20 protein-coding genes are annotated in these 20,493 nt (G+C 53.0%); 9 read left to right on the top strand and 11 right to left on the bottom strand.

What is annotated here, in order from left to right:
• Positions 1-278 precede the first annotated feature (278 nt).
• Positions 279-1,190, bottom strand: a complete 912-nt coding sequence (locus ACYVBJ_RS25380) for an RluA family pseudouridine synthase (protein WP_460985090.1) — start codon at positions 1,188-1,190, stop codon at positions 279-281.
• A gap of 255 nt (positions 1,191-1,445) precedes the next feature.
• Here ACYVBJ_RS25380 and ACYVBJ_RS25375 point away from each other — a divergent pair, with 255 nt between their 5' ends.
• Positions 1,446-2,237 (top strand): NUDIX hydrolase, encoded by a 792-nt coding sequence (locus tag ACYVBJ_RS25375; RefSeq protein WP_460985089.1) that lies wholly within the window; start codon positions 1,446-1,448, stop codon positions 2,235-2,237.
• On the opposite strand, the gene ACYVBJ_RS25370 is transcribed toward ACYVBJ_RS25375, so the two are convergent.
• Both ACYVBJ_RS25370 and ACYVBJ_RS25365 read right to left on the bottom strand, forming a co-directional pair.
• Positions 2,160-2,936, bottom strand: a complete 777-nt coding sequence (locus ACYVBJ_RS25370; protein ID WP_460985088.1) for a LytR/AlgR family response regulator transcription factor — start codon at positions 2,934-2,936, stop codon at positions 2,160-2,162. The genes ACYVBJ_RS25375 and ACYVBJ_RS25370 overlap by 78 nt on opposite strands.
• A gap of 42 nt (positions 2,937-2,978) precedes the next feature.
• Complete coding sequence (locus ACYVBJ_RS25365) at positions 2,979-4,160, bottom strand: sensor histidine kinase (protein ID WP_460985087.1); 1,182 nt, start codon at positions 4,158-4,160, stop codon at positions 2,979-2,981.
• Positions 4,161-4,299: 139 nt separating this feature from the next.
• Here ACYVBJ_RS25365 and ACYVBJ_RS25360 point away from each other — a divergent pair, with 139 nt between their 5' ends.
• Entirely contained in the window at positions 4,300-5,136 is an 837-nt protein-coding gene (locus ACYVBJ_RS25360) for an SdiA-regulated domain-containing protein (RefSeq protein WP_460985086.1), read from the top strand.
• Positions 5,137-5,202: 66 nt separating this feature from the next.
• On the opposite strand, the gene ACYVBJ_RS25355 is transcribed toward ACYVBJ_RS25360, so the two are convergent.
• The 3 genes from ACYVBJ_RS25355 to ACYVBJ_RS25345 all read right to left on the bottom strand — a co-directional run bounded on the left by ACYVBJ_RS25355 (position 5,203) and on the right by ACYVBJ_RS25345 (position 6,422).
• Positions 5,203-5,565: a hypothetical protein gene (locus tag ACYVBJ_RS25355; RefSeq protein WP_460985085.1), complete on the bottom strand. Its 363-nt coding sequence runs from the start codon at positions 5,563-5,565 to the stop codon at positions 5,203-5,205.
• Positions 5,566-5,735: 170 nt separating this feature from the next.
• Positions 5,736-6,008 (bottom strand): hypothetical protein, encoded by a 273-nt coding sequence (locus ACYVBJ_RS25350; protein ID WP_460985084.1) that lies wholly within the window; start codon positions 6,006-6,008, stop codon positions 5,736-5,738.
• Positions 6,009-6,227: 219 nt separating this feature from the next.
• Positions 6,228-6,422, bottom strand: a complete 195-nt coding sequence (locus ACYVBJ_RS25345) for a hypothetical protein (RefSeq protein ID WP_460985083.1) — start codon at positions 6,420-6,422, stop codon at positions 6,228-6,230.
• Between the two features lie 262 nt (positions 6,423-6,684).
• Between ACYVBJ_RS25345 and ACYVBJ_RS25340 the strand changes: the two genes are divergently transcribed.
• Positions 6,685-7,707: a S66 peptidase family protein gene (locus ACYVBJ_RS25340; protein WP_460985082.1), complete on the top strand. Its 1,023-nt coding sequence runs from the start codon at positions 6,685-6,687 to the stop codon at positions 7,705-7,707.
• Positions 7,708-7,714: 7 nt separating this feature from the next.
• On the opposite strand, the gene ACYVBJ_RS25335 is transcribed toward ACYVBJ_RS25340, so the two are convergent.
• From ACYVBJ_RS25335 to ACYVBJ_RS25320, 4 genes are all read right to left on the bottom strand, one after another.
• On the bottom strand, positions 7,715-8,248 hold the full coding sequence (locus ACYVBJ_RS25335; protein ID WP_460985081.1) for a GNAT family N-acetyltransferase: 534 nt from the start codon (positions 8,246-8,248) through the stop codon (positions 7,715-7,717).
• Between the two features lie 78 nt (positions 8,249-8,326).
• Positions 8,327-11,002, bottom strand: a complete 2,676-nt coding sequence (locus tag ACYVBJ_RS25330; RefSeq protein WP_460985080.1) for an MGH1-like glycoside hydrolase domain-containing protein — start codon at positions 11,000-11,002, stop codon at positions 8,327-8,329.
• A gap of 267 nt (positions 11,003-11,269) precedes the next feature.
• The gene (locus ACYVBJ_RS25325) at positions 11,270-12,445 is read right to left on the bottom strand and encodes a serine hydrolase domain-containing protein (protein ID WP_460985079.1); all 1,176 of its coding nucleotides are present in this window, start codon (positions 12,443-12,445) and stop codon (positions 11,270-11,272) included.
• 24 nt (positions 12,446-12,469) lie between these two features.
• The gene (locus ACYVBJ_RS25320) at positions 12,470-13,957 is read right to left on the bottom strand and encodes a M28 family peptidase (RefSeq protein ID WP_460985078.1); all 1,488 of its coding nucleotides are present in this window, start codon (positions 13,955-13,957) and stop codon (positions 12,470-12,472) included.
• 169 nt (positions 13,958-14,126) lie between these two features.
• On the opposite strand from ACYVBJ_RS25320, the gene ACYVBJ_RS25315 reads away from it, so the two are divergent.
• The 6 genes from ACYVBJ_RS25315 to ACYVBJ_RS25290 all read left to right on the top strand — a co-directional run bounded on the left by ACYVBJ_RS25315 (position 14,127) and on the right by ACYVBJ_RS25290 (position 18,646).
• Positions 14,127-15,680 carry a serine hydrolase gene (locus ACYVBJ_RS25315; protein ID WP_460985077.1) on the top strand — a complete coding sequence of 518 codons (1,554 nt, stop codon included), beginning with the start codon at positions 14,127-14,129 and terminating at the stop codon, positions 15,678-15,680.
• Positions 15,681-15,686: 6 nt separating this feature from the next.
• Complete coding sequence (locus ACYVBJ_RS25310) at positions 15,687-16,292, top strand: Crp/Fnr family transcriptional regulator (protein ID WP_460985076.1); 606 nt, start codon at positions 15,687-15,689, stop codon at positions 16,290-16,292.
• A gap of 87 nt (positions 16,293-16,379) precedes the next feature.
• On the top strand, positions 16,380-16,988 hold the full coding sequence (locus tag ACYVBJ_RS25305) for a DinB family protein (protein WP_460985075.1): 609 nt from the start codon (positions 16,380-16,382) through the stop codon (positions 16,986-16,988).
• A 105-nt stretch (positions 16,989-17,093) separates the two neighbouring features.
• Entirely contained in the window at positions 17,094-17,363 is a 270-nt protein-coding gene (locus ACYVBJ_RS25300; protein WP_460985074.1) for a hypothetical protein, read from the top strand.
• Positions 17,353-17,505, top strand: coding sequence for a hypothetical protein (locus tag ACYVBJ_RS25295; RefSeq protein WP_460985073.1), 153 nt, complete (start codon positions 17,353-17,355; stop codon positions 17,503-17,505). Before ACYVBJ_RS25300 ends, ACYVBJ_RS25295 begins: the two co-directional genes overlap by 11 nt.
• A gap of 484 nt (positions 17,506-17,989) precedes the next feature.
• Entirely contained in the window at positions 17,990-18,646 is a 657-nt protein-coding gene (locus ACYVBJ_RS25290; protein ID WP_460985072.1) for a DUF4142 domain-containing protein, read from the top strand.
• Between the two features lie 113 nt (positions 18,647-18,759).
• On the opposite strand, the gene ACYVBJ_RS25285 is transcribed toward ACYVBJ_RS25290, so the two are convergent.
• Positions 18,760-20,445 carry a RagB/SusD family nutrient uptake outer membrane protein gene (locus tag ACYVBJ_RS25285; RefSeq protein WP_460985071.1) on the bottom strand — a complete coding sequence of 562 codons (1,686 nt, stop codon included), beginning with the start codon at positions 20,443-20,445 and terminating at the stop codon, positions 18,760-18,762.
• Between the last annotated feature and the right edge of the window lie 48 nt (positions 20,446-20,493).

The following is a 20,493-nucleotide window of genomic DNA, read 5'->3' as shown; positions in this document are numbered from 1 at the left end:
CGCCGTTTGGCAGGTACTGAACGCTTACAATCCGAGCGCTGCGAACTCGCAAACCACCAGCTTGGCTACCCGGAATCAGCTCAACTGTTGGCCGAACCGATACGGTGCTGCCTAGCCTATAGTCCTCTCATAAATTCACTGGAAATCAATACGTCGTTCATTAGCATGTCCTCGCTGAACCGGGAAAAGCATCCGTTCGGCGAGTGACAATACCAATACTAAATCCTGGCGGAATAGTTGGCTAATTCGGTAGGATTTGTCAATTAAAAAAGAACTCTTTACTGAGCAGCCTTGAATACGCTCAGGAACGATTTGGGGACGGGGGCGCTGAACTGCATAGGCTCGCCCGTGATTGGATGCTCGAACGCAAGAACTTCGGCGTGGAGCCCCAGTCGGCCAATCGGGTCGGAAGTGGCCCCGTACTTGGCATCGCCGACAACCGGATGCCCGATATCCTGCATGTGGACCCGAATTTGGTTTTTGCGGCCCGTTTCCAGTTCCAGGTTCAGCAGGGCGAAATGGTCGTTCGCCTTTAATACGTTGTAATTCGTAATCGAAAACTGACCTAGTTCGGGGTTTTGGCTTGAATACACAATCAGGGCCTTGCTTTCCCGGAGATAGGAACTGACAGTACCCTGTGGCGGTTGCGGAACGCCTTCTACCAGCGCAACGTACGTTCGCTGTTTGGTCGTGGCATTCCACGATTCCTGCATCAGCCGCTGGACTTTTTCGCTTTTGGCGAACATCATTACGCCCGACGTTTCGCGGTCGAGTCGGTGAATGATGAAGATTTTATGTTTGGGATTTTCTTTTTTAACGTAGTCACTCAGGATGCCGTAGGCCGTGCGATCCCGCTCTTTATCGGTGGCCATCGAGAGCAGTCCTGGCTGCTTATTAATCACGATCAGGTGAGCATCTTCGTAGAGGATGGTGAGCCCCCGGTACTGCGTCGTTTGCGGGGCCCGGTTTCCGGCTACCGTTACGACCTGCCCCGGCTGTACCGGATGATTAAATTGCGTGTATACCTTACCGTCAATTAGAATCTGCTTGTTGCTCAGCAGCGACTTAATGTTGTTCCGGTTCTTATGCGGCAGTTTATCAATCAGAAACACCATCAATTGTGTGGGTTCTGATACGGTTAGCTGGATGTCTTTATGTTGGCCGCGCTGCCGCCGTTCTGGACTGTTCATTGGTATTGTTACTTGTTACGCTGCACACTGGCAGCTGATTGGGCGACAAAGGTACGAAGGATTTAACTCCGGCTTCGTTCCCGCTTTATGAATTGCGCTGCGGCTTGATAGGGAAGGCCCCTTTGTATGATTGAGATGATATAAACAGGTGAACAATCAAATTCCGAACAGCTTCATTGGATTAGATTGATACGTCAACAAACGGTACGTTGGCAGCGACCATCTTTTCTTATTTTTCACCAAAAAAGGCTTTACATGAGTTTGCGGGAGAACTGTACGGCTCTTCTGCCGGATGGGAGTGAGGTTTTGCCCGGATTATCGATTGATACGGTCATCTTTGGATTTCACGAAGGTCAGTTGAAGATCCTGCTGCTTGAGTTATGTAACTCAAGCCTTTTTGCTTCGCCGGGTGGGTTTGTTTACGAGTCGGAAGATCTGGACGAAGCCGCTTCCCGCATGCTGGCAGTACGTACCGGCCTGCGGCATATCTATCACGAGCAGTTCTATACGTTTGGTGACTGCAATCGGCGGGATGCCGAAACGCAGCGGACAATTTTGGCGAAAGTTGGTATTCCGTTAGCCGATGACCATTGGCTCCTGCGCCGGTTTGTTTCCATCGGGTACTACGCCCTGATTGACTTTACGAAGGCCAGTCCAATGCCGGATGCCCTGTCGGCTAGTTGCGCGTGGCATGATCTGGCGAATCTGCCCGCACTGGTGTTCGAGCACGGGCACATTGTGCAGAAGGCGCTGGAAACTCTGCGGGCCAATCTGGATGACAAGCTGATTGGTTTTAATTTGCTGCCCGAGGCTTTTACGATGGCCGATCTTCAGCAGGTATACGAAACTAGACTGGGAAAACCGTTGCAGCGGACTAATTTTCAGCGCAAAATGCTGAGTCTTGGTATTTTGGAACGGCTCGAAAAAAGAGGACCGGAGGTGCCCACAAAGCGCCGTATCTGTACCGGTTTACTTCCCCAGCCACTCTTTAAACTCCGTCATTCGGTCGCCACTCACAAAAACCTCCTGCTTCGGTCGGGGCATTAAGTCCAGCTTTAACTTACCCGCCGAGAAGGTGTGAATGGTTTGAATGGCGGGCAGCGACACCAGAAACTGGCGGCTGATCCGAAAAAACTGGCGGGGGTTCAGCAGTTGCGTGAGTTTATCGAGACTGTAATCGACAGGTAGATTCAGGCCATCTTTAGTGACCAGAAATACAATCTTTTCTTCCAGAAAAAAGTACGCGATCTCGCTGGTCTCGATGCTGCGTATTTTGGTGCCGACCGTAATCATGAAACGGTCTTTGTAGTCGGTCGGCTTTGGCTGACCAAGCAGGCCTAACAAGGTTTCAAGGTCCGGGGTAATGGACGAAGACGTTCCAAACTGCTGTTTGAGCGACTTGAATTTTTCGATTGCCGCCACCAGCTCGTCGTAATTAATGGGCTTGAGCAGGTAATCGATGCTGTTTACCTTAAAGGCCTGAATCATGTATTCGTCGTAGGCGGTCGTAAACACCACGGGCGTAGTGAGTTTGGCCTGCTCGAAGATGCGGAACCCCAGATCATCTTCCAGGTGAATGTCCATGAACACTAGATCGATAGCCGGATGCGGATGACCGAACCAATCGACCGCGTCGGCTACGGACGGAATTTGGGCCAGTACGTTAACGGATGGATCATATTTGTGAAGCAGTCCTTCGAGTCGTTTGGCAGTCAGGTTTTCGTCTTCAATAATAACAACGTTCATAAGCTAACTAAAAAATAAGAAGGCCTCCGCCGTAAACCAGGCTTACACCTGCTCATTTACCGGACGGAGCGGCATCAGATCACCGGGCCGTTCAACTAATAAAGGAATCTCCACCACGAAGCTTCCATCTACCTCACCAATCCAGACCGGGCGGTCGGTTAACAAGGTGTAGCGATTGATAATATTCTGTAATCCCAGCCCGGTTGATGTTTCGGATTGGGGCCTATGCTGAAGGTTGTTCTGCACAACCAGACAATCGCCTTCCAGCTGAATGTGCACCTGTAGGGGCTCCCGGGCCGACATTCGGTTGTGTTTGACCGCATTTTCAACCAGCAACTGAAGGGTCAGGGGCGCAATGCTGTAGCGAGTCTGATCAGCTTCCGGTACGTTGATGATGACGTCAAATTTGTTCTCGAACCGGATATTCAGCAAAAAGCGGTACGCCTGGATGAATTCAAGTTCTGTTTTGAGCAGGACGCGCTCGTTGTCTTTTTGCTCCAGAATGTAGCGGTAAGCGCGGGACAACTGATCGATAAACCGTTCCGACAAGTCAGCGTCGGCATGAACCAGCGACGACAGAATACTTAGGCTATTGAACAAAAAGTGCGGATTTACCTGACTTTTCAGAGCGGCAAACTGAGCCTGCACGTTTTCTTTTTCCAGCCGTTCAGCGCGTATCTGTACATCTTCCAGGCGTCGGTACGCGCGCCGGTTGGCCGCCAGGTAGAAGGCCGACAGCATGGCCAGTACGGTCAGACCATTATTGACCCGACCGCGCTGATCGCGGTTTTCCTTACGCAGCAGCATCATTTCCGGGGTGTGTGGTATGGCCGTCTGCCGACGGGGCTGGAACCGGTAAGCCGGAATTTTGCTTTCCAGAAACTCATCCAGCGAATGCCAGAGTGCCGAAAATCCGAAGTTAAAAACAACAGCCATCAGGCTGGCGATCAGAATGGTAGCGAGTTGGGCGGGTATCTTGAATTCAATAAATAATCCTTCGCCAAACCAGGATGACAACCGGCGTTGAATCCATTCGGTAACGCTGATCCAGGCAAAAAAGAAAAAGATAGACAGCACGATTTCCATCACAAAAAATGGAATGCGCGTTACCCGAAACGCCCAGCTTGGATTGCTGATGTTTACGTACATCCGGATGGGCCAGTACACAACGAACACGCTGATTGCGAGTTGCCATTTTTGCCGGGTCGTTAGGCGGTGCGTCATGGAGGAGTTGGTTCGTATACAAATCTAACATCCCGGCCCAATTCACGAAAAACAAACCGGCTGAATGCCTTATTTTACCGCCCGAATGCCTGTATGCCTTCCCGCAAAGCCGTCTATCTAACCCTTATACGTCCTGACCATGCGTTGTCTGCTGCTTATCCTCTCAATATTACTGGCCGGTTGCGGTACTTCATCCCGGAAAAATGAACAGCCCGAAACCGGTACGCTCGATTCCCCTTTTCGTTTCCCGTATCAGCTCACCAAACCCGCCGAGACGTATACGTTGCCGAACACACTCCGGGAAATATCAGGCCTGACATATTTCAAAAATGATAAACTCCTCTGCGCGCAGGACGAAGAAGCCGTGGTGTATGTGTTCGACATCAACAAGAGAAAGGTCGTGCAGGACTTTGGGTTTGGCGGATATGGCGATTTTGAAGGCATCGAATACGTAGGCGATCAGGTTTACGTTCTGGAAAGCAACGGTAACCTGTTTCGCTTTGAACCGGAATCGACCCAGATTGGCCGTACGAAAACGGACCTGCCCAAGAAAACGGAAGTAGAGGGGTTAGGGTACGACCCGAAAACAAAGCGGCTGCTGATCGCCGTTAAACAGGGTGGGGGCGCATCGAGCGACAAAGCGGTTTATTCCTATGATCTGCTGAACCGGGCCGTATTTAAAGATATGCAACTGAGCGACGAGCAATTGAAAGCAGCCGGTGTTGATGCGAAGACGTATAAACCATCGGGCATTGCCGTGCACCCCATCACGGGCGAGTGGTACATACTGAGTGCCGCCGGGAAGCGCCTGCTGATCACCAGCCGACGCGCGAAAATCATCTATACCGTGGCTCTTGATTCCGGGCTGTTTCGCCAGCCAGAAGGTATATGCTTCGCACCAAACGGTGATCTGTTCATTGCCAGCGAAGGTGACGGCAAGAAAGGCTATATCCTTAAGTTTGGGTATAAACCGTAATTAACTGCCGAGCCGGCCTGGATATAGCTTGGCAGGATGCTACGTAGCATCCTGCCCGGACTGAGTTTAGCTAACCAGGAAATTCATGGCCTGTTTAAGTGTACGTTCGTTTCCCGTTTCGGGGTCTGTATAGGAGCGTTCACCTACGTCAATGGTCACCTGTTTGCCAATTAACTGCTTGGTATCCAGTGTATCGCCTTCCTTAACGTCAATACCGGCTTGTTCAAACAGGCTGACAATGTTTGACATCCCCGCCCGCGACTGGTAGAACCGGTGCGATACGTAGCCCTCTTCGGTCTCGAAACGAACCGCGAAGAAAGGAACACCTTTATTTTCACTCGTGCCTTCGTCAATCTTAGCGATGGTGACGGTATGTTGTCCATCGGCTAAGAGCGGCTTCGCCTGATCTTTTTCAACAGCAATTTTCATAACGCAGTTTTATGTTTTATTTGTATTATAAACTGCCGTTGATTATAATTGTTTTGTAAAATAAAGGGCTTGTCCACCCTGGCTAGTGCTCTGAAAATTGCACTGTGTAGGGCCGTTCAGTATTGAGTGAAATCAGATAGGAACAATGATAACTAGCCGGGGTTAGCCGCTTAGTCCAGTTTGTAGCTATAGTGAATGAGGACGACGGCATCTTCAATCACCAGATCAAACATGGGCGGGTCCGTAAGCTCTTCTACTCTGACATCCTGAGCATGAACAGGCAACTCGGCAAGGGTTTCCAATACGTATGTTTTCGCTACCTGGTGAAGTAAAGCCAAACGCGATAGCATAGACACTGTAGGCTGTTGTTGTAATTTGAGCTGGAAGTCGCTCATGGGCACTGCCAGGTGCCCCCACTTCCGATTTGAGTCCTCAGGCTGCATGGTATCTCAACCTGGTTTCAGAAAAGAAGTTTTCTCAGGGGAAGGTTTGTTGCTACTACCTATTGTAGGTACAAACTTTCAGACCAAGCGGCCATTATCTTCCATCTGAGTAAGCGGTAATTTTTCAGTAACGCTTTAACCGGCCATTTACGTTATGCGAATTACTTCAGCACCCAGCTGTTGAGCCGGGTGCCGAAACTAAGACAAAGTGCTGGTACTTCACGATCTGCTTTTTGCGGCTAGAGCGTTATCCGCCACATACTGACCAAGGGTAATGATACCGGCTCCCACAATACTTTTGAACCACTGAGGGTCAACGCCTGGGACAGGAGCATCAACGGCAGCTCCCCGTTGAAAGATAGACAGCAGCGTAAAATTTGTAATAAACAGGGCTGCAAAAGATGTTGGATTCATGATGTGTTTGTTTAAGGTTTCAGGCGATTAGTCGATTCGACGTTGAACCTGGCAAACAAAATCATTGGATAATTCTGTCGTCGCAAAGCGTTTCTCATCTGGTCTGCAGTTACAGAAACAGCTTAAAAGCGTTACCGGTGGAGTTGGCGTATCGCTTCCGGAAACGACCAAACTGGTAGGAAAAGGGGTTTGAATGCGTTTATTTGTGAGGTGTTACTACGCTCTTGTGATCAGAAGATTTGAAAATGACACGCCCACATCTATGACTACCCGCCGTTCGATCTTAAAAACCGCCCTCCTTGCTCCGTTTGTCTCCTCGGGTATCCAGGCACTCGTTCCGTTGAAACCGCCACGGCTGAAACCAGGTGACACCGTTGGATTGATTTGTCCGGCTGCTCCCGCTTACAGTCGAGAAACAGTGCAGGTAACCATTGAATCGTTACAGGCGTTAGGACTGAAGGCAAAACTGTCTCCTCATCTGTATGACCGATACGGTTACTTGGCTGGTCGCGATGCGGACCGGGCGGCTGACCTCAATGCTATGTTCGGCGACCCGTCGGTGAATATGGTCATGGCGATGCACGGCGGTTGGGGATGCGCCCGAATCCTTCCCTTACTGGATTATGATTTGATTCGGCGAAATCCAAAAATGCTCATTGGCTACAGTGACATCACGGCCTTACTGCTGGGCATTTACGCCAAAACCGGTCTGACAACGCTGCACGGTCCGGTAGGCTCGGCCACCTGGAATCCGTATACCGTCGACTGGTTTCGGCGGGTGCTCATGGATGGCGAAGCGGTGTCGTTCGCAAATCCGGCCAAAAAAGAAGACACGCTTGCCCAAACCAAAGATCGGATCACGACGATACGGCCGGGAACAGCGCGGGGGCAACTGGCAGGCGGTAATCTAACCGTTTTGTGCCACCTCATCGGCTCACCTTTCCTGCCGGACTGGAAAGGTAAAATCTTGTTCGTGGAAGATACGCACGAAGATGTGTACAGCGTAGACCGCATGATCACGCATCTGAAACTGGCCGGTGTGCTGAACCAGGTGGCGGGTATCGTAATCGGTAAATGCACCAGTTGCGAACCCGGCAGCGGTGGGTACGGTTCGCTGACCCTGGAAGACGTGCTGACGGAGCATATTGGTCCGCTGAACGTACCGGCCTTTGCGGGCTCCATGATCGGCCATATCGCCGATAAGTTTACCGTGCCGCTGGGCATCAGCGCGGAGATCGACGCCGACCGGGGAACGATTCGGTTGCTGGAACGGGCGGTTGTATAAGCGTTGACTAATAGACGAGGGCACTGCGACGGCTGACTTCCCATTGCCAGATGGGCCCATCGTCGGTAGCCTCGAAAGCGTCGACGAATTTCATGCCGCATCGTTTCAGTACGCGAACCGATGGATTCTCCTGCGCCAGGGTGTGCGCCTGAACGGTATCAACCTCCGGATGCTCAAACGCTCGGTTAATCAGGCCCTCGGCGGCTTCGGTCGCCAAACCCTGGTTGCGGTGCGATTCGTAGATTTCGTAACCGATCTCAACCATACCATATTCATCAGGCTTGCCTTTGTAGCCACCAATGCCTACCAGAGCCCGTTCCTGACGATGAATAAACAGATACAGCCACCAGGGGCCTTCGGTAGGGTCATGCATCAGCTTATCCTGCGTGTACCGAAACGACTCCATCCCGAACTCACTTAATACGTTGGGTACCTTGATTTTAAGATGTCTGCTGAGGGCGGCTGGGCCGGCGAACAGGGCTTCGTAAGTGAGTAAGTCGAGGCATAAAAGCGTTAGTCGGGGTGTGGTGATCGGAGTCATGAACCAGTACGGTGCGCAGAATGAAGCTGCGAATATATTTCTAAAACGAAAATGCCGGATAGAACCCGGCATTTTCGTTTACTTTTCGGCACTCACTGTGGTGCTTTCCGGCTGGTACTTATACCAATATTCAATCAGGTCGGCAACGAGGCCGGTCCAGCCAGTCTGGTGATTCGCGCCGAGTCCTGCTCCAACGTCGCCGTGGAAGTATTCATAGAACAGATACAGGCCCTGGAAGTGCGGGTCGTTCTGTAGCTTGTCATCATAGCCGTAGGCGGCAATACGTCCATCAGCATCGCGCCGGAAGATGTTAATGAGCCGGTCGGCTACCTGAATGGTCGCTTCTTTAATGCTCATCACCTGCCCCGAATGCGTTGGGTACTCGATCTCAAAGTCGTCGCCGTAATACTGATAGAACTTCAGCAGCGAGTCGATCAGGAGGAAGTTTACCGGGAACCAGATCGGCCCCCGCCAGTTTGAATTACCCCCGAACATGCTCATCTCTGACTCCGCCGGTACGTAGCGTACCTGGAAGATCTCGCTGTTGAGTTCAAACTGATATGGTGTCTTTTCGTGGTATTTCGACAGCGCCCGAATTCCATAATCCGACAAGAACTCGGTTTCGTCGAACATGCGCTTCAGAATCATTTTCATCCGGTGACCACGCAGCAAACTCAGCAGGTGCGTTTCGCCTTTACCGGGTTCGTGCCAGCGGGAAACCAGCGACGCCAGATCGGGCCGGTTGGTCAATACCCACTCAACCCGCCGTTTGAAGTCCGGTAATTTGGAAAGCAGTTCCTCATCCAGAATCTCGACGGCAAACAGCGGAATAAGACCCACCATCGAGCGGATTTTCAGCAGCCGCGCGTTATTGTCGGGCGTATGCAGCACATCGTAGTAGAATTGGTCTACTTCGTCCCAGAGGCTGATGCCCTGCTTGCCCAGGTTATTCATGGCTGCGGCAATGTGCAGAAAGTGCTCGAAGAACTTGCTGGCCATATCCTGATACGACGGCCGGGTCAATGAGATTTCGCAGGCAATACGTAACATATTGAGCGTATACATGGCCATCCAGCCCGTGCCGTCCGCCTGTTCGATCCGTCCACCCATGGGCAGCGGCTGGCTGCGGTCGAACACCCCGATGTTATCGAGGCCGAGAAAGCCGCCCCCGAAAATGTTATTGCCTTCTACGTCTTTCCGGTTTACCCACCACGTAAAGTTCAGCAGGAGTTTATGGAACGCCCGCTCCAGAAACGCTACGTCGCCGACGCCGTTCAAATCCCGGTCGATCTCGTATACTTTCCAGGTAGCCCAGGCGTGAACGGGTGGGTTTACGTCCCCAAAATTCCACTCGTACGCCGGAATCTGGCCGTTCGGGTGCATGTAGTACTCCCGCAGAATGACCGCCAGTTGCCGTTTGGCAAAGTGCGGGTCGAGCCGGGCAAGCGTCAACGTATGGAAAGCCAGGTCCCAGGCTGCAAACCACGGATACTCCCACTTGTCGGGCATGGAGAGGATGTTAGCCGTGTACATGTGCCGCCAGTTTTCATTTCGGGCGTAAACCCGGCCCTGAAACGGCACCGGCATTTTGGGGTCACCTTTCAGCCACTCGTTGACGTTGTAGTAGTAAAACTGCTTGTTCCAGAGCATACCGGCATACGCCTGCCGCTGAATGGCCAGTAACTCCGGATCCGTAACGTTTTTCTGTAAATTACCGAAAAACGCATCGGCCTCCTCCACGCGCTGATCCCAGATGGCATCGAAATCCGCGAACGGCTGCGACAGGGTGGTATGGTCGCTGAAACGAAGCCGAACGCTGACACTCCCTCCCGCGGGCACCTGCCGAACGTACTGCGCGGCCGCTTTCGTACCGATCTGATTAGGATTTATAAAATGCTTCTTCCCGCCCGACGTAATGTAGTTGTTGATACTGTCTTTGGGGTATTTCGATACGTTAGGCCGACCGTAGAGTCGCTCGGTGTTGGTGTCGTTGTCACAGAACAGCAGGGCATCAGCATCTTCGCAGTATAGTTTAAATTTGCCAAGCTGCTTATGGTTTACTTCAACCTGGTTGTTAGCAATGCCGTTCAGCATAGGCCGGGCATTGTACTGCTCATACCCCCACGACCACGTATTCCTAAACCAGATGGTAGGTAATATAGTGAGCGGAGCCTCCTGCGCCGAGCGGTTATGAGCCGTTATCTTCACCAGCCAGTCGTTCTGATCGGCTTTGGCGTACTCAATAAAAATATCGAAGTACTCGTCCTGCGCAAAAATGCCGGTGTCGAGTAACTCAAACTCGGGGTCCTGCCGCCCCCGGCGCATCGTTTCGATCACGAGCCGGTTATAAGGAAACTCCTGCTGTGGGTATTTGTACAGCATTTTCATGAAGGAGTGCGTGGGCGTACTATCCAGGTAATAGTAGAGTTCCTTTACGTCTTCGCCATGGTTTCCTTCCGGTCCGGACAGGCCGAACAGGCGCTCTTTGAGGATGTTGTCTTTGTGATTCCAGAACGCCAGCGCAAAGCAGATATGGCCTTTATTATCCGAAATGCCTCCGATGCCTTCTTCACCCCAGCGGTAAGCACGCGAACGGGCCATATCGTGGGTCACGTAGTTCCAGGCGTCGCCATACGGACTGTAATCTTCCCGAACGGTTCCCCAGGCGCGGTCCGACAAATACGGTCCCCACTTTTTCCAGCCCTTGTTATCGGCTCGTTCGTAAATACGTTCGCGTTCGGCTATGGCAGTCATAATAATAGAATCTATGTATGGCGGGTCTCAACGTTTCGGAGCAAAGTTGACATCAAATATAGTATGCACGCTGAGTATTTCAGTATTTCTCCGTTGATATGGGTCTACAGACATTGGCAACTACGGTCTTGTTCACCAGGCTGATATAAAGTTGTTCAGGCCACTCCCCAGGGTGTAGTCAGACGGGCTTTCTGCATTCCCGATACGTATTAGAACATGGTCGCCAGAGTAAGGTTTAAAGTCGTCGGATCTGAAAAACGAGTTACGTTACTTTTCTACCGCTGCCAATACCCGCTTGATCAGTTCGTTGGGATTGCCGTTATGCCAGCGCCAGACAATGACAATGTCATGTTCGGGATCGACCCAGATCGTGTTCTGGCCCGCCCCAAGCGCGGCAAAACTGCTTGTTGGCGCATCGGGCCACGGCTTTTTACCCGTCGTACGGTCGGGAGTGTTCAGCCACCACAAATAGCCGTAAGGCGGACCAACCGGCCCCGGCGTTGTGGCCTGCTTCACCCAGTCGGCCGACACGATCTGGCGGTCGTTCCAGCGGCCCTGCCGCAGAAACAGGTACCCAAAGCGGGCTTCGTCGCGGGCATTAATCCACAAGCCACCACCCCAGCGTGTGCCGCCACTCACCGACGGCAGTTGTTTCCCGTCGACATCGGCCAGGGCGTTGGGGTACGGAATGTACTGCCAGGTGTCTGATGCGCCAATCGGATTCATAATTTCATCGCGTACTACGTCGGGAATGGGTTTTTTCCATAGCCGGAGCAACGATAATGCCATTCGGTTAATTCGGACATCGTTGTATTCGTAATTGGTACCGGGCTGTTGCAGGGAGCGGGGCTTCCGTTCGCCTTTGCCAAACGCTTCCTTACCCACAAAATCGCTGTTCTTGCCCCAAAGGCTGCCTTCCCATTCACTCGTTTGACGCGCATGATGCTCCCAGGTAACACGCTGGTTCTGGGATGACTCGTACCCGCCGTCGTGAATCCGCTTCGCAACCGGATCGTGAATGTCGTTGATCATGCCCCGCTCGATCGTAATGCCGAGCACGGTTGACAGGACGCTTTTGGCGACGCTATAGGTTGGATCAGGCCGCTGGGTATCGCCCCACTCGGCCACGATATAGCCGTGACGTAACACGATGCCGTTGGTGGCCGTGCGGCTGGTTGGCATGGGGCCTAACAGTTTCCCGAATATTTCTTCCTGCGTCGAAAAATCAGGAGCCATCTGCGTAGTTTCCTGCGTTTTAGCAAAAGCTACAGCCTGATCGAGCAGGGCCGCATCCATACCGGCTTTCTCAGGGGCGATACGTGCCCAGTTATTCCCTTTAGGCGGAAAATAAGCCGCTGACTTTGAGGTAGGCCGGTGACAGGCGGCTAAACTGATCAGCGCCAGCAGGACGAAAGACGGAAAGGCGAAGGTTGATCGCTTCATAATTGTGCCGATACGCGTTGCCGCTTACCGTTCGAGTTTAAAGCCTTCGACCAGACGCACACGTTCGGTACGGTTCGCTACGTCCCAGCCCGTGAGGTACATCCAGCGGGTCATATTCGTCAGCTTACCAATATCAATCCGGGATGGCTCGTCTTTGGGCGTATGGTAATCGGGATGCAGCAGCGACGTAAAACAGATGGCTGGCACGTTCAGGCGGGCGTAGGGCAGGTGGTCGCTCCGGAAATACCAGCCTTCCGGATGGTCGGGGCGGTCCCAGAGCGTATCGAGTTTGAACTTGGTCACGCTTTGGTTGGCAGCCATCGCACTGTTCACCAGATCCCGCGAGTTCATGTGCGGAGGCTGCGAACCAAGCAGGGCCGCACTGTCGGGCGCGTTACGTCCCATCATCTCGCCGTTCAGCACGGCGACAATCGATTCCAGCGGAACGGTGGGGTGAGCTGCGTAATAGCGCGACCCCAGCAGCCCGCGCTCTTCGGCTCCATGAAAGACAATCAATGCCGATCGTTTCGCGGGTTTCTGCATAAACGCCCGGCCAATGGCCAGGGCCGCTGAGCAGCCCGTGGCATTGTCATCGGCTCCGTTCCAGATCGAGTCACCCGCTACCGCCCGGCGAACCCCATCGTGGTCCTGGTGAGTGCTGAACAGGACGTATTCGTTCTTCAGCTTAGGGTCGGTGCCGGGGGCTTTGGCAACGATGTTCACCGATGGATAGCTAAAGCTTTCGACGTTGACGATGTTCGTGAACTGCTGACCTGGCTGTTTAACCCACTCCAGCGCACTGGCTGGCAGCCAGACCGTTGGAGCCTGCGAAAAGATGCGGGTGTTGGGGCCGCCGGGCAGGTCGTACCGGCCCCGCTCTAAACCCGTTGTCCAGCGGTCAAAATAGAATTGCGCTTCTTTGTCCGACACCCACACCACGGCTAAGGCGCCAGCTTTGATCAGGTCAGCGGCCCGGCGCGTCATGGTGCCGAACAGAAACCGCCGGTAGCTTAATTCAGCGGGAGCTGTTCCCGAAAACTCTATGGCAACCGCTTTGCCTTTTACGTCGACCTTGGCCAGCTCTTCGGGCGTGCCTTTGCCAACAAATACCAGCGGGGCGTCTACCGAGGCAATGGCGGGGGCCAGAATAAACGCGTCCTGGCCGTGCGTGAGCTGGTGGTTACCGATGCTAAGCCGGCTGGTTTCGGTAATGCGGGTACGCTGAATATGAAAGAACTGGAAATACGTACCGTCATCGCCCGCGGGCTGGAGGCCCATGGCCCGGAGCTGTTCCGCGATCCAGACCGATGCTTTTAATTCGTCGAGCGAACCGGCTTCGCGGCCCCGGAAGTGATCGCCCCCGATGGCGAACAGGTCACGTTTGATCTCACTTTCTTTAATGGACGACAGAGCACTCGCCGACTTCGATTGGGCGTAACTGGTCAGGCTGCTGGCGAACAGGAGAAACGTAAGGAAGCCCGCTATCCGGCTACGGGTTCGTTGTTGATTCATGTAAAGCATTCGTTCGTTAGGTCAACAGATTGGGTTATGACAAAGCTAACCTGCATAGTTGGATGATGCTATAGCGACCGGATATTTTGCTGATTCTCCCGCTATAGATACAATTAACCAGTTCCTGCTTTCGGATAAAGCCTTATCTTGGGGCAGTAAACCTGAACTCATGAAAGCCCTTGTTACGCTGGTCATCCTTCTTGTAAGCAATTCATTAGCCAACCTGTTAGGTGCCCAGTCCCAAAAGCCAATAACCGATCCGGTGGCTCGCTACGATGCCTATGTGCAGCAGGCAGTGAACGACTGGAAAGTGCCTGGCCTGACCGTTGCGGTGGTGAAAGACGGGAACGTATTGATGAAAAAAGGGTATGGTGTTCGAGAACTGGGTAAGCCTGAACCCGTTGATACGCAGACACTTTTTGCCATGGCCTCGACGACTAAAGCCATGACAGCTGCCTGTCTGGGTATGCTGGTAGATGAAGGTAAGCTAAGCTGGGACGACCTGGTCCTGAACTACCTGCCCGACTTTCAACTGTACGACCCGGCCGTTACGCGCGAACTGCGGATACGCGATCTGCTCATTCACAATACCGGCGTTGGTAACGCCGATTTCCTGTGGGCGAGCATGCAGATTTCGTCGGATGAGATTCTGCGTCGTATGCGGATGATCCGGCCTACGTACTCGTTTCGGTCGAGTTTTATTTACCAGAACATCATGTACCTGGCCGCGGGGAAAATTATTGAAAAGGTAAGCGGTATGCCCTGGGATAAGTTTGTGCGCACCCGCATTTTCGAGCCGCTGGGAATGCGCCGGACCCAGGCTCTGTTCCGGGACGTAACGGAAGGCAATCGCGCTAAACCGCATATCGACATCAACGACACAATCCGGGTGGTGAATAGCCCAACCGAAGAAGGACTGGTCGACGCCGTTGGACCGGCCGGATCGGTCTGGTCGTGCCCCGGCGATCTGACCGCCTGGATGCAGTGTATGCTGGACAGCGGTCGGTACAATGGCAAGCGGTTACTGAAGCCAGCGACCTGGGCGGAGTTGTTCAAACCCCAGACAATCGTCACCGATGCCCAGTTTTATCCGACCCAGCAACTGACGAAACCGACCTGGAAAACTTACGGACTCGGCTGGTTTCAGCATGACTACCGGGGCCACCGGGTCAATTTTCACACGGGAAGCCTGACGGGCATGGTCGCCATTCACGGGCAGTTGCCGGATCAGAAGCTGGCGATTTATGTGCAAAGCAACCTCGATCATGCCGAGCTTCGCCATGCGCTGATGTATCGCGCTTTCGACGAGTTTGCCTTAGGCGTTAATCACGATTGGAGCGCTGAGTTTCGGCAGTTGTACGGCGGCCTTAAACAGCAGGCAAAACTGGCCGACCGCAAAGCCGACAGCGTACGGATTCCGAACACCAAACCGGCTTTGCCCTTGTTGGCCTATGTCGGCACCTACACCGACCCCCTTTACGGCAAAGCAGACGTAACGCTAAAGGGCGGTAAGCTTCAGTTGTCGTTCAATAACGTGATCAGCGGGCGGCTCGATCACTGGCATTTCGATACGTTCCGGCTGGTGTACGACCAGTTCTGGAACGGCACTGATCAGCTTAGTTTTACCCTAAACGCGCAGGGGCGGGTGGGTACGTTACTATGGGCTGGGGCCGAGCTAACGAAAGTTCCAGACATCATGCCTACCGGCGTAGCCGAGCGGTAATTCGATATGTCCAGTTCAAGACTAGTTTCCGCAGCAGAAGTCGCGCAGCTCAAACAGGTCGTCTTTGCCGGATACCAATTGTCGGCGGAGGCATGGTATGATTTTGCCCAATGCTGGCACCCTGTTACGTATAAGCGCAAAACGCTGTTGACGGCCGCTGGCGAGATTGAGCACTACGTGTATTTTGTCATCGACGGCATCCAGCGGGCGTATGCGCTGAACGAGGGCCAGCGCGAAGTCACGCTGATTTTCTCGTACGCGGGTTCTTTCTCCGGCATCATCGACTCGTTTCAGTTACAGCGTCCTTCGCACTATTACCTCGAAACGCTTTCGGCCAGTCGGCTGCTTCGGCTGGCGTATCCGGATTTCGCCCGGCTGCTGGCAAGACACCATGAATTGGAAGCCTGGGCACGGCTAACTACGAGCCAGGCTTTATCGGGGTTAATGACACGCCATATTGAACAGATGACGTACAGCGCCGAAGAGAAATTTCGGATTTTGCTCACGCGCAGTCCGCATCTATTGCAACGCATTCCGCATAAATACATCGCGTCGTATATCGGGTTAGATCCCACCACCTTCAGTAAATTACTGGCTTCGGTGAAGTTGTGAGGCACAGGCTTCCAAAATCTTGGTGCAGACCAAGATTCACTGGAGTGCTTGCCCGTACGTTTGTAGTGTAATCGACAATCGAACCCCATGCCTTCGTTTCATACCCAATCCTTATTGACCGAACTGGAAGCCGAAATTAATCAACTGCTCGCCCGCGCCAGCCAGCGCTTCGGCAATCTGCCCGATGCGCAACTGACTCAACAGCCCGGACCCGACCGCTGGAGCATCGCCCAGTGCCTCGAGCACCTGAATAGCTATGGTCAGTACTATATTCCGCTGCTCACTCAGGCCATTGCCCTCGGCGAACAGCAGGGCAAGGCGGCTCAGCCCGAATTTAACAGCAGTTGGTTAGGCAATTATTTTGCTGAAACGATGCGCCCCAAAGCGGATGGCCGGATCGCGATGCCCATGAAAGCGTTCAAGAACCATACCCCAGCGGCTCAGCTAAACGTACCGCTGGTTCTGGCAGAGTTCTTCGATCAGCAGCAGCAACTGCTCGCTTTACTTCAGCGGGCCAGAGCTGTCGATATCGGTCGGCTGAAGGTGCCTATTTCCATTGCCCGCTGGATTAAACTCAGCGTGGGCGATACGTTCCGGTTTCTGATCGCGCACGAACAACGGCACCTAGTACAGGCCGAGCGGGTGGCCGATGGATTACCGGAAACACGTATCTTGGGCGCTAAAACACCTATATAATTCGACACTGCATCGTTCTCGTTTTCCTGATTATTCAGACGATTCATTTACCCCAACTGGCTCAGCGCAGACAAACCCGTAAAGTCCCCGGATAAGCAGGTCGCCTTGGACAAGGTTCGTCAGTGCCGGCAGGCGAATGCGACGGCTTTGCTGGCTGAATATCGTCAGTTTCTGTCTATTCCGAACGTATCTGCTGATTCGGCGAACATCCGTAAGAACATGGCTTTTATCGTACAGATGATGCAGCAACGCGGTATTCAGCCTCAGCTGCTGAACGGTACGTCGCCCGAAGCAACACCGGCCGTGTTTGGCGAAGTAAGCGTACCGGGAGCCACGAAAACACGCCCATTACGACGGACAGCCGGTGGATCCTAAACAGTGGGCCGCGGGGCTGGACCCGTTGACACCCGTGCTGATCACCGCGCCCATGGAGCAGGACAGGACAGTCGTTACGACGTATAAGCCGGGGGATGCCATTGAGCCGTCCTGGCTGCGACCCAACCGATACCGAGCGTGAACAGCAGCCCGGACCGATCAAAATAAATGCCGAGGTAGGCTACAATGCCCAGCGTACACCGATGAATTTGCCAATCGCCCAGTCGATTGTAGCTGCCGTGCAGGCCACGTCAGCCGAACCGATTGGTTTGCTGCAACCTCAGGCGGAAGCCTGCCGCTGTAGTTATTCAAGCAAGTCCTGAAAGCCAATGTAGCCTCGGTGCCCGTGGTAAATTATGATAACCATCAGCACGCCGGGAATGAGAACGTAATGCTGCAGTACCTGTGGGGAGGAGTTGATGCAATGGCGTTAATTATAATACTTAAGTAGCATAATCAATTAATTGTCAAGAGATTATTTATGAGTGTTGGTGTTTCTTATTCCGTTAGGTAAGCTTGTTGTATAAAACTCTATAGATTTTAGAGAAATATCTAAACAGTTGCGCAAATCAACCCGTTACAAAAAGCGATATATCAACAACTCGTATACAAATTCAAAACACGTTATGAAAACCAATTCAATTGCTCTTGGTCTGTTAATGGCTTTATCGGTAACGGGCATCTCGGTCGCTCAGCAGAACAGCACGATGTCGGGTTCCAACTCTACCAACATGATGGTGGGTAAAGAGTCGAAGTCGGCGTTTGATCGCATGAATCAGAAAGGCGCAGCAGCCGTTAGCGCGATCAAGCCAAGCAGTGCAAAACTGTCGAGTGCCGATCAGGACCTGATGATGCAGGTGGCTAAAGGCGGAATGATGCAGCTGGAAGTGAGTAAAATAGCCGTGCAAAACGCCAGCAGTGACGAAGTAAAGCAACTGGCGCAGGCCGAGGTTGAAGAGCAAACCGGTTTATCGGCGAAGCTACAGGAGATTGCCAGTGCCAAAGGTATTACGTTGCCTGGCTCGCCCGATGCAGAAACCCAGGCGATGGTAACCAAAATGCAGGGTATGTCGGGTGCGGATTTCGACAAAATGTATGTGCAGGAAAGCGGAGTACGCGGCCACGAAAAGCTGGACGCCGTAATGAGTCAGGTGAAATCGAATGCGTCGGACAAAAATCTGAAAGACATAGAACAAGCCGCTCATCCACTCGTGAAAGCGCATCTGAAGGTGTCGAAAGAAGTCATGAACAAAATGGGCGGTAGCAACATGGGCTCTCGCTAAGCATACCAAATAGCGTTTAACAAAAACGAAACCGGGGCATGTAATCACATGCCCCGGTTTCGTTTTTTACGGTTTTAGCTCTAATGGCGCTGGCTTCAAGTTACAGGACAAGCCTAATAGCTTTCGTTTTGCACCAGGTAGCCGGGTAGGTTCGAGGCTCCGTCGATGGCGTTTTGCGGAATCGGGAAAACGCGCTTGCGCTTGTCTGTGTTGGTTTTCTCGGTCCAGGTTCCTTCGTATTTGCCGAAACGAATCATATCGGTCCGACGTACCATTTCCCAGTACAGCTCAAACCCGCGCTCCCGGTACAGCAAATCCAGGTTCATAGCGGTTAAGGCCGGGGGAGGAGTCGGGAAGGCCCGTGCGGCCCGGATGGCATTGACATCAGTCAGGGCGCTGGCAACATCGTTGCTTTTGCGCAGCTTGGCTTCGGCCCGCATCAGGTACACATCGGCCAGTCGGATAATCGAAATATCAGCTTCGCCCAGGTTCCGCCCGCTGGTCGATTTCTTGCTGAACTCGTACTTTTCTACCCGGTAGCCGGTGCTGTAGTCGCTGCCCGCTACGGTGAAATTGACCTGTTCGGTAAACACTACCGGAACCGTTGGGCGATTGCGCGTTACGTTGAACAGTTTACCTACTTTGTATTTACCGTCCGGACACTTCACAAACGCACCGTTTACCCGCAGCAGGCCGTATTGCTGACCGCGCAGGATACCCCGGTTGATGTTGAAGTCGGCTTCTGCTACGCATGAGTCGGCTGGGTTTGAGTAGATCGATAGATTCTGCCGGTAGAAACGCGGGTCGATCGACGGGTCTTGCGGGCTGTAGGCGTTCACCCAGGTCCGGTAGTAATCAGGCGTAATGGCCGGGCCGTCGGTGCCGTTCGCAGCCGGGAAAGCTGGTAGCGGAAACTGATCGCCCGAGATCGAGAAATACGCTAGCCGGTTGTGCCCATTCAGTTCAGCGCGTTGATCGACGGCGAAAATCAGTTCTTTATTGTCGTGATTGTTCGAGTTGAAAATCGAGAAATAATCACGCGCCAACTGATACTGCCCAGAGTTGGTAATTTTGTCACAGTACTCAACCACTTTATCCATATCGGCGGCCTGGAACGTGAACTGGTCGGCATAGCGGTCGCGGTAAACCGCTGCGTTCAGATACAGCCGGGCTAGTAATCCCCAGGCGGCTCCTTTGCTTAACCGGCCGGGACCGACGTTCGGCTGCAGATCGGGCTCCACGGCGATTAACTCGCTGAGGATGTAATTGTAGGCGGCTTCGCCCCGCAGAACGGTCGAGTTTGCCTGAGGATCTTCTTTGACAAACACCAGTCCAAACAGATCGAACATCAGCATCGAGTAGTAGGCGCGCATTCCCCGGGCTTCGGCCAGATACACTTTAGCCGTTGGGTCCTTGATGGTCGGGAGCGCATTTACCGCCGATACCGAACGGGATAGACTCTGTACAAGTAAGTTCCAGGTACCGTTCAGGTTTGGATCAGTACTGGTATGGGTATGCTGGTGCATGGCCAGGTAAATCCCGTTATCGCCCCAGTCGGTGCCGCCCCGATAAGGCAAGATGGCCTCGTCGGTCGATATTTCCTGGATATTGAAGTAGTTCGTATGCAGAAAAATATTGGGAAGCTGGGCGTATACGGGCGCAATATTGCCGTCGGCCAGTTGCTTATCCGACAGACCCGATACCGACGCTTCGTCCAGTACGTTCTCTTCGAGTTTCGTGCAACTGTACGTACCGGCCAGACTGACCAGCGCCAGTATAGAAAGAACTAGTTTTTTCATGGCTATAAAAAGTCATTCGTTGTCATGGCGTCATTCGTGGTCGTTGGG

It is taken from the genome of Spirosoma fluminis (assembly GCF_054778895.1).
This window is presented reverse-complemented; position numbering and strand designations above follow the sequence as displayed.

Excerpts from the sequence above, each read along its gene's own strand:
- ACYVBJ_RS25380 (WP_460985090.1), bottom strand. The coding sequence starts at position 1,190 with ATGAACAGTCCAGAACGGCGGCAGCGCGGCCAACATAAAGACATCCAG.
- ACYVBJ_RS25375 (WP_460985089.1), top strand. The coding sequence starts at position 1,446 with ATGAGTTTGCGGGAGAACTGTACGGCTCTTCTGCCGGATGGGAGTGAG.
- ACYVBJ_RS25370 (WP_460985088.1), bottom strand. The coding sequence starts at position 2,936 with ATGAACGTTGTTATTATTGAAGACGAAAACCTGACTGCCAAACGACTC.
- ACYVBJ_RS25365 (WP_460985087.1), bottom strand. The coding sequence starts at position 4,160 with ATGACGCACCGCCTAACGACCCGGCAAAAATGGCAACTCGCAATCAGC.
- ACYVBJ_RS25360 (WP_460985086.1), top strand. The coding sequence starts at position 4,300 with ATGCGTTGTCTGCTGCTTATCCTCTCAATATTACTGGCCGGTTGCGGT.
- ACYVBJ_RS25355 (WP_460985085.1), bottom strand. The coding sequence starts at position 5,565 with ATGAAAATTGCTGTTGAAAAAGATCAGGCGAAGCCGCTCTTAGCCGAT.
- ACYVBJ_RS25350 (WP_460985084.1), bottom strand. The coding sequence starts at position 6,008 with ATGCAGCCTGAGGACTCAAATCGGAAGTGGGGGCACCTGGCAGTGCCC.
- ACYVBJ_RS25345 (WP_460985083.1), bottom strand. The coding sequence starts at position 6,422 with ATGAATCCAACATCTTTTGCAGCCCTGTTTATTACAAATTTTACGCTG.
- ACYVBJ_RS25340 (WP_460985082.1), top strand. The coding sequence starts at position 6,685 with ATGACTACCCGCCGTTCGATCTTAAAAACCGCCCTCCTTGCTCCGTTT.
- ACYVBJ_RS25335 (WP_460985081.1), bottom strand. The coding sequence starts at position 8,248 with ATGACTCCGATCACCACACCCCGACTAACGCTTTTATGCCTCGACTTA.
- ACYVBJ_RS25330 (WP_460985080.1), bottom strand. The coding sequence starts at position 11,002 with ATGACTGCCATAGCCGAACGCGAACGTATTTACGAACGAGCCGATAAC.
- ACYVBJ_RS25325 (WP_460985079.1), bottom strand. The coding sequence starts at position 12,445 with ATGAAGCGATCAACCTTCGCCTTTCCGTCTTTCGTCCTGCTGGCGCTG.
- ACYVBJ_RS25320 (WP_460985078.1), bottom strand. The coding sequence starts at position 13,957 with ATGAATCAACAACGAACCCGTAGCCGGATAGCGGGCTTCCTTACGTTT.
- ACYVBJ_RS25315 (WP_460985077.1), top strand. The coding sequence starts at position 14,127 with ATGAAAGCCCTTGTTACGCTGGTCATCCTTCTTGTAAGCAATTCATTA.
- ACYVBJ_RS25310 (WP_460985076.1), top strand. The coding sequence starts at position 15,687 with ATGTCCAGTTCAAGACTAGTTTCCGCAGCAGAAGTCGCGCAGCTCAAA.
- ACYVBJ_RS25305 (WP_460985075.1), top strand. The coding sequence starts at position 16,380 with ATGCCTTCGTTTCATACCCAATCCTTATTGACCGAACTGGAAGCCGAA.
- ACYVBJ_RS25290 (WP_460985072.1), top strand. The coding sequence starts at position 17,990 with ATGAAAACCAATTCAATTGCTCTTGGTCTGTTAATGGCTTTATCGGTA.
- ACYVBJ_RS25285 (WP_460985071.1), bottom strand. The coding sequence starts at position 20,445 with ATGAAAAAACTAGTTCTTTCTATACTGGCGCTGGTCAGTCTGGCCGGT.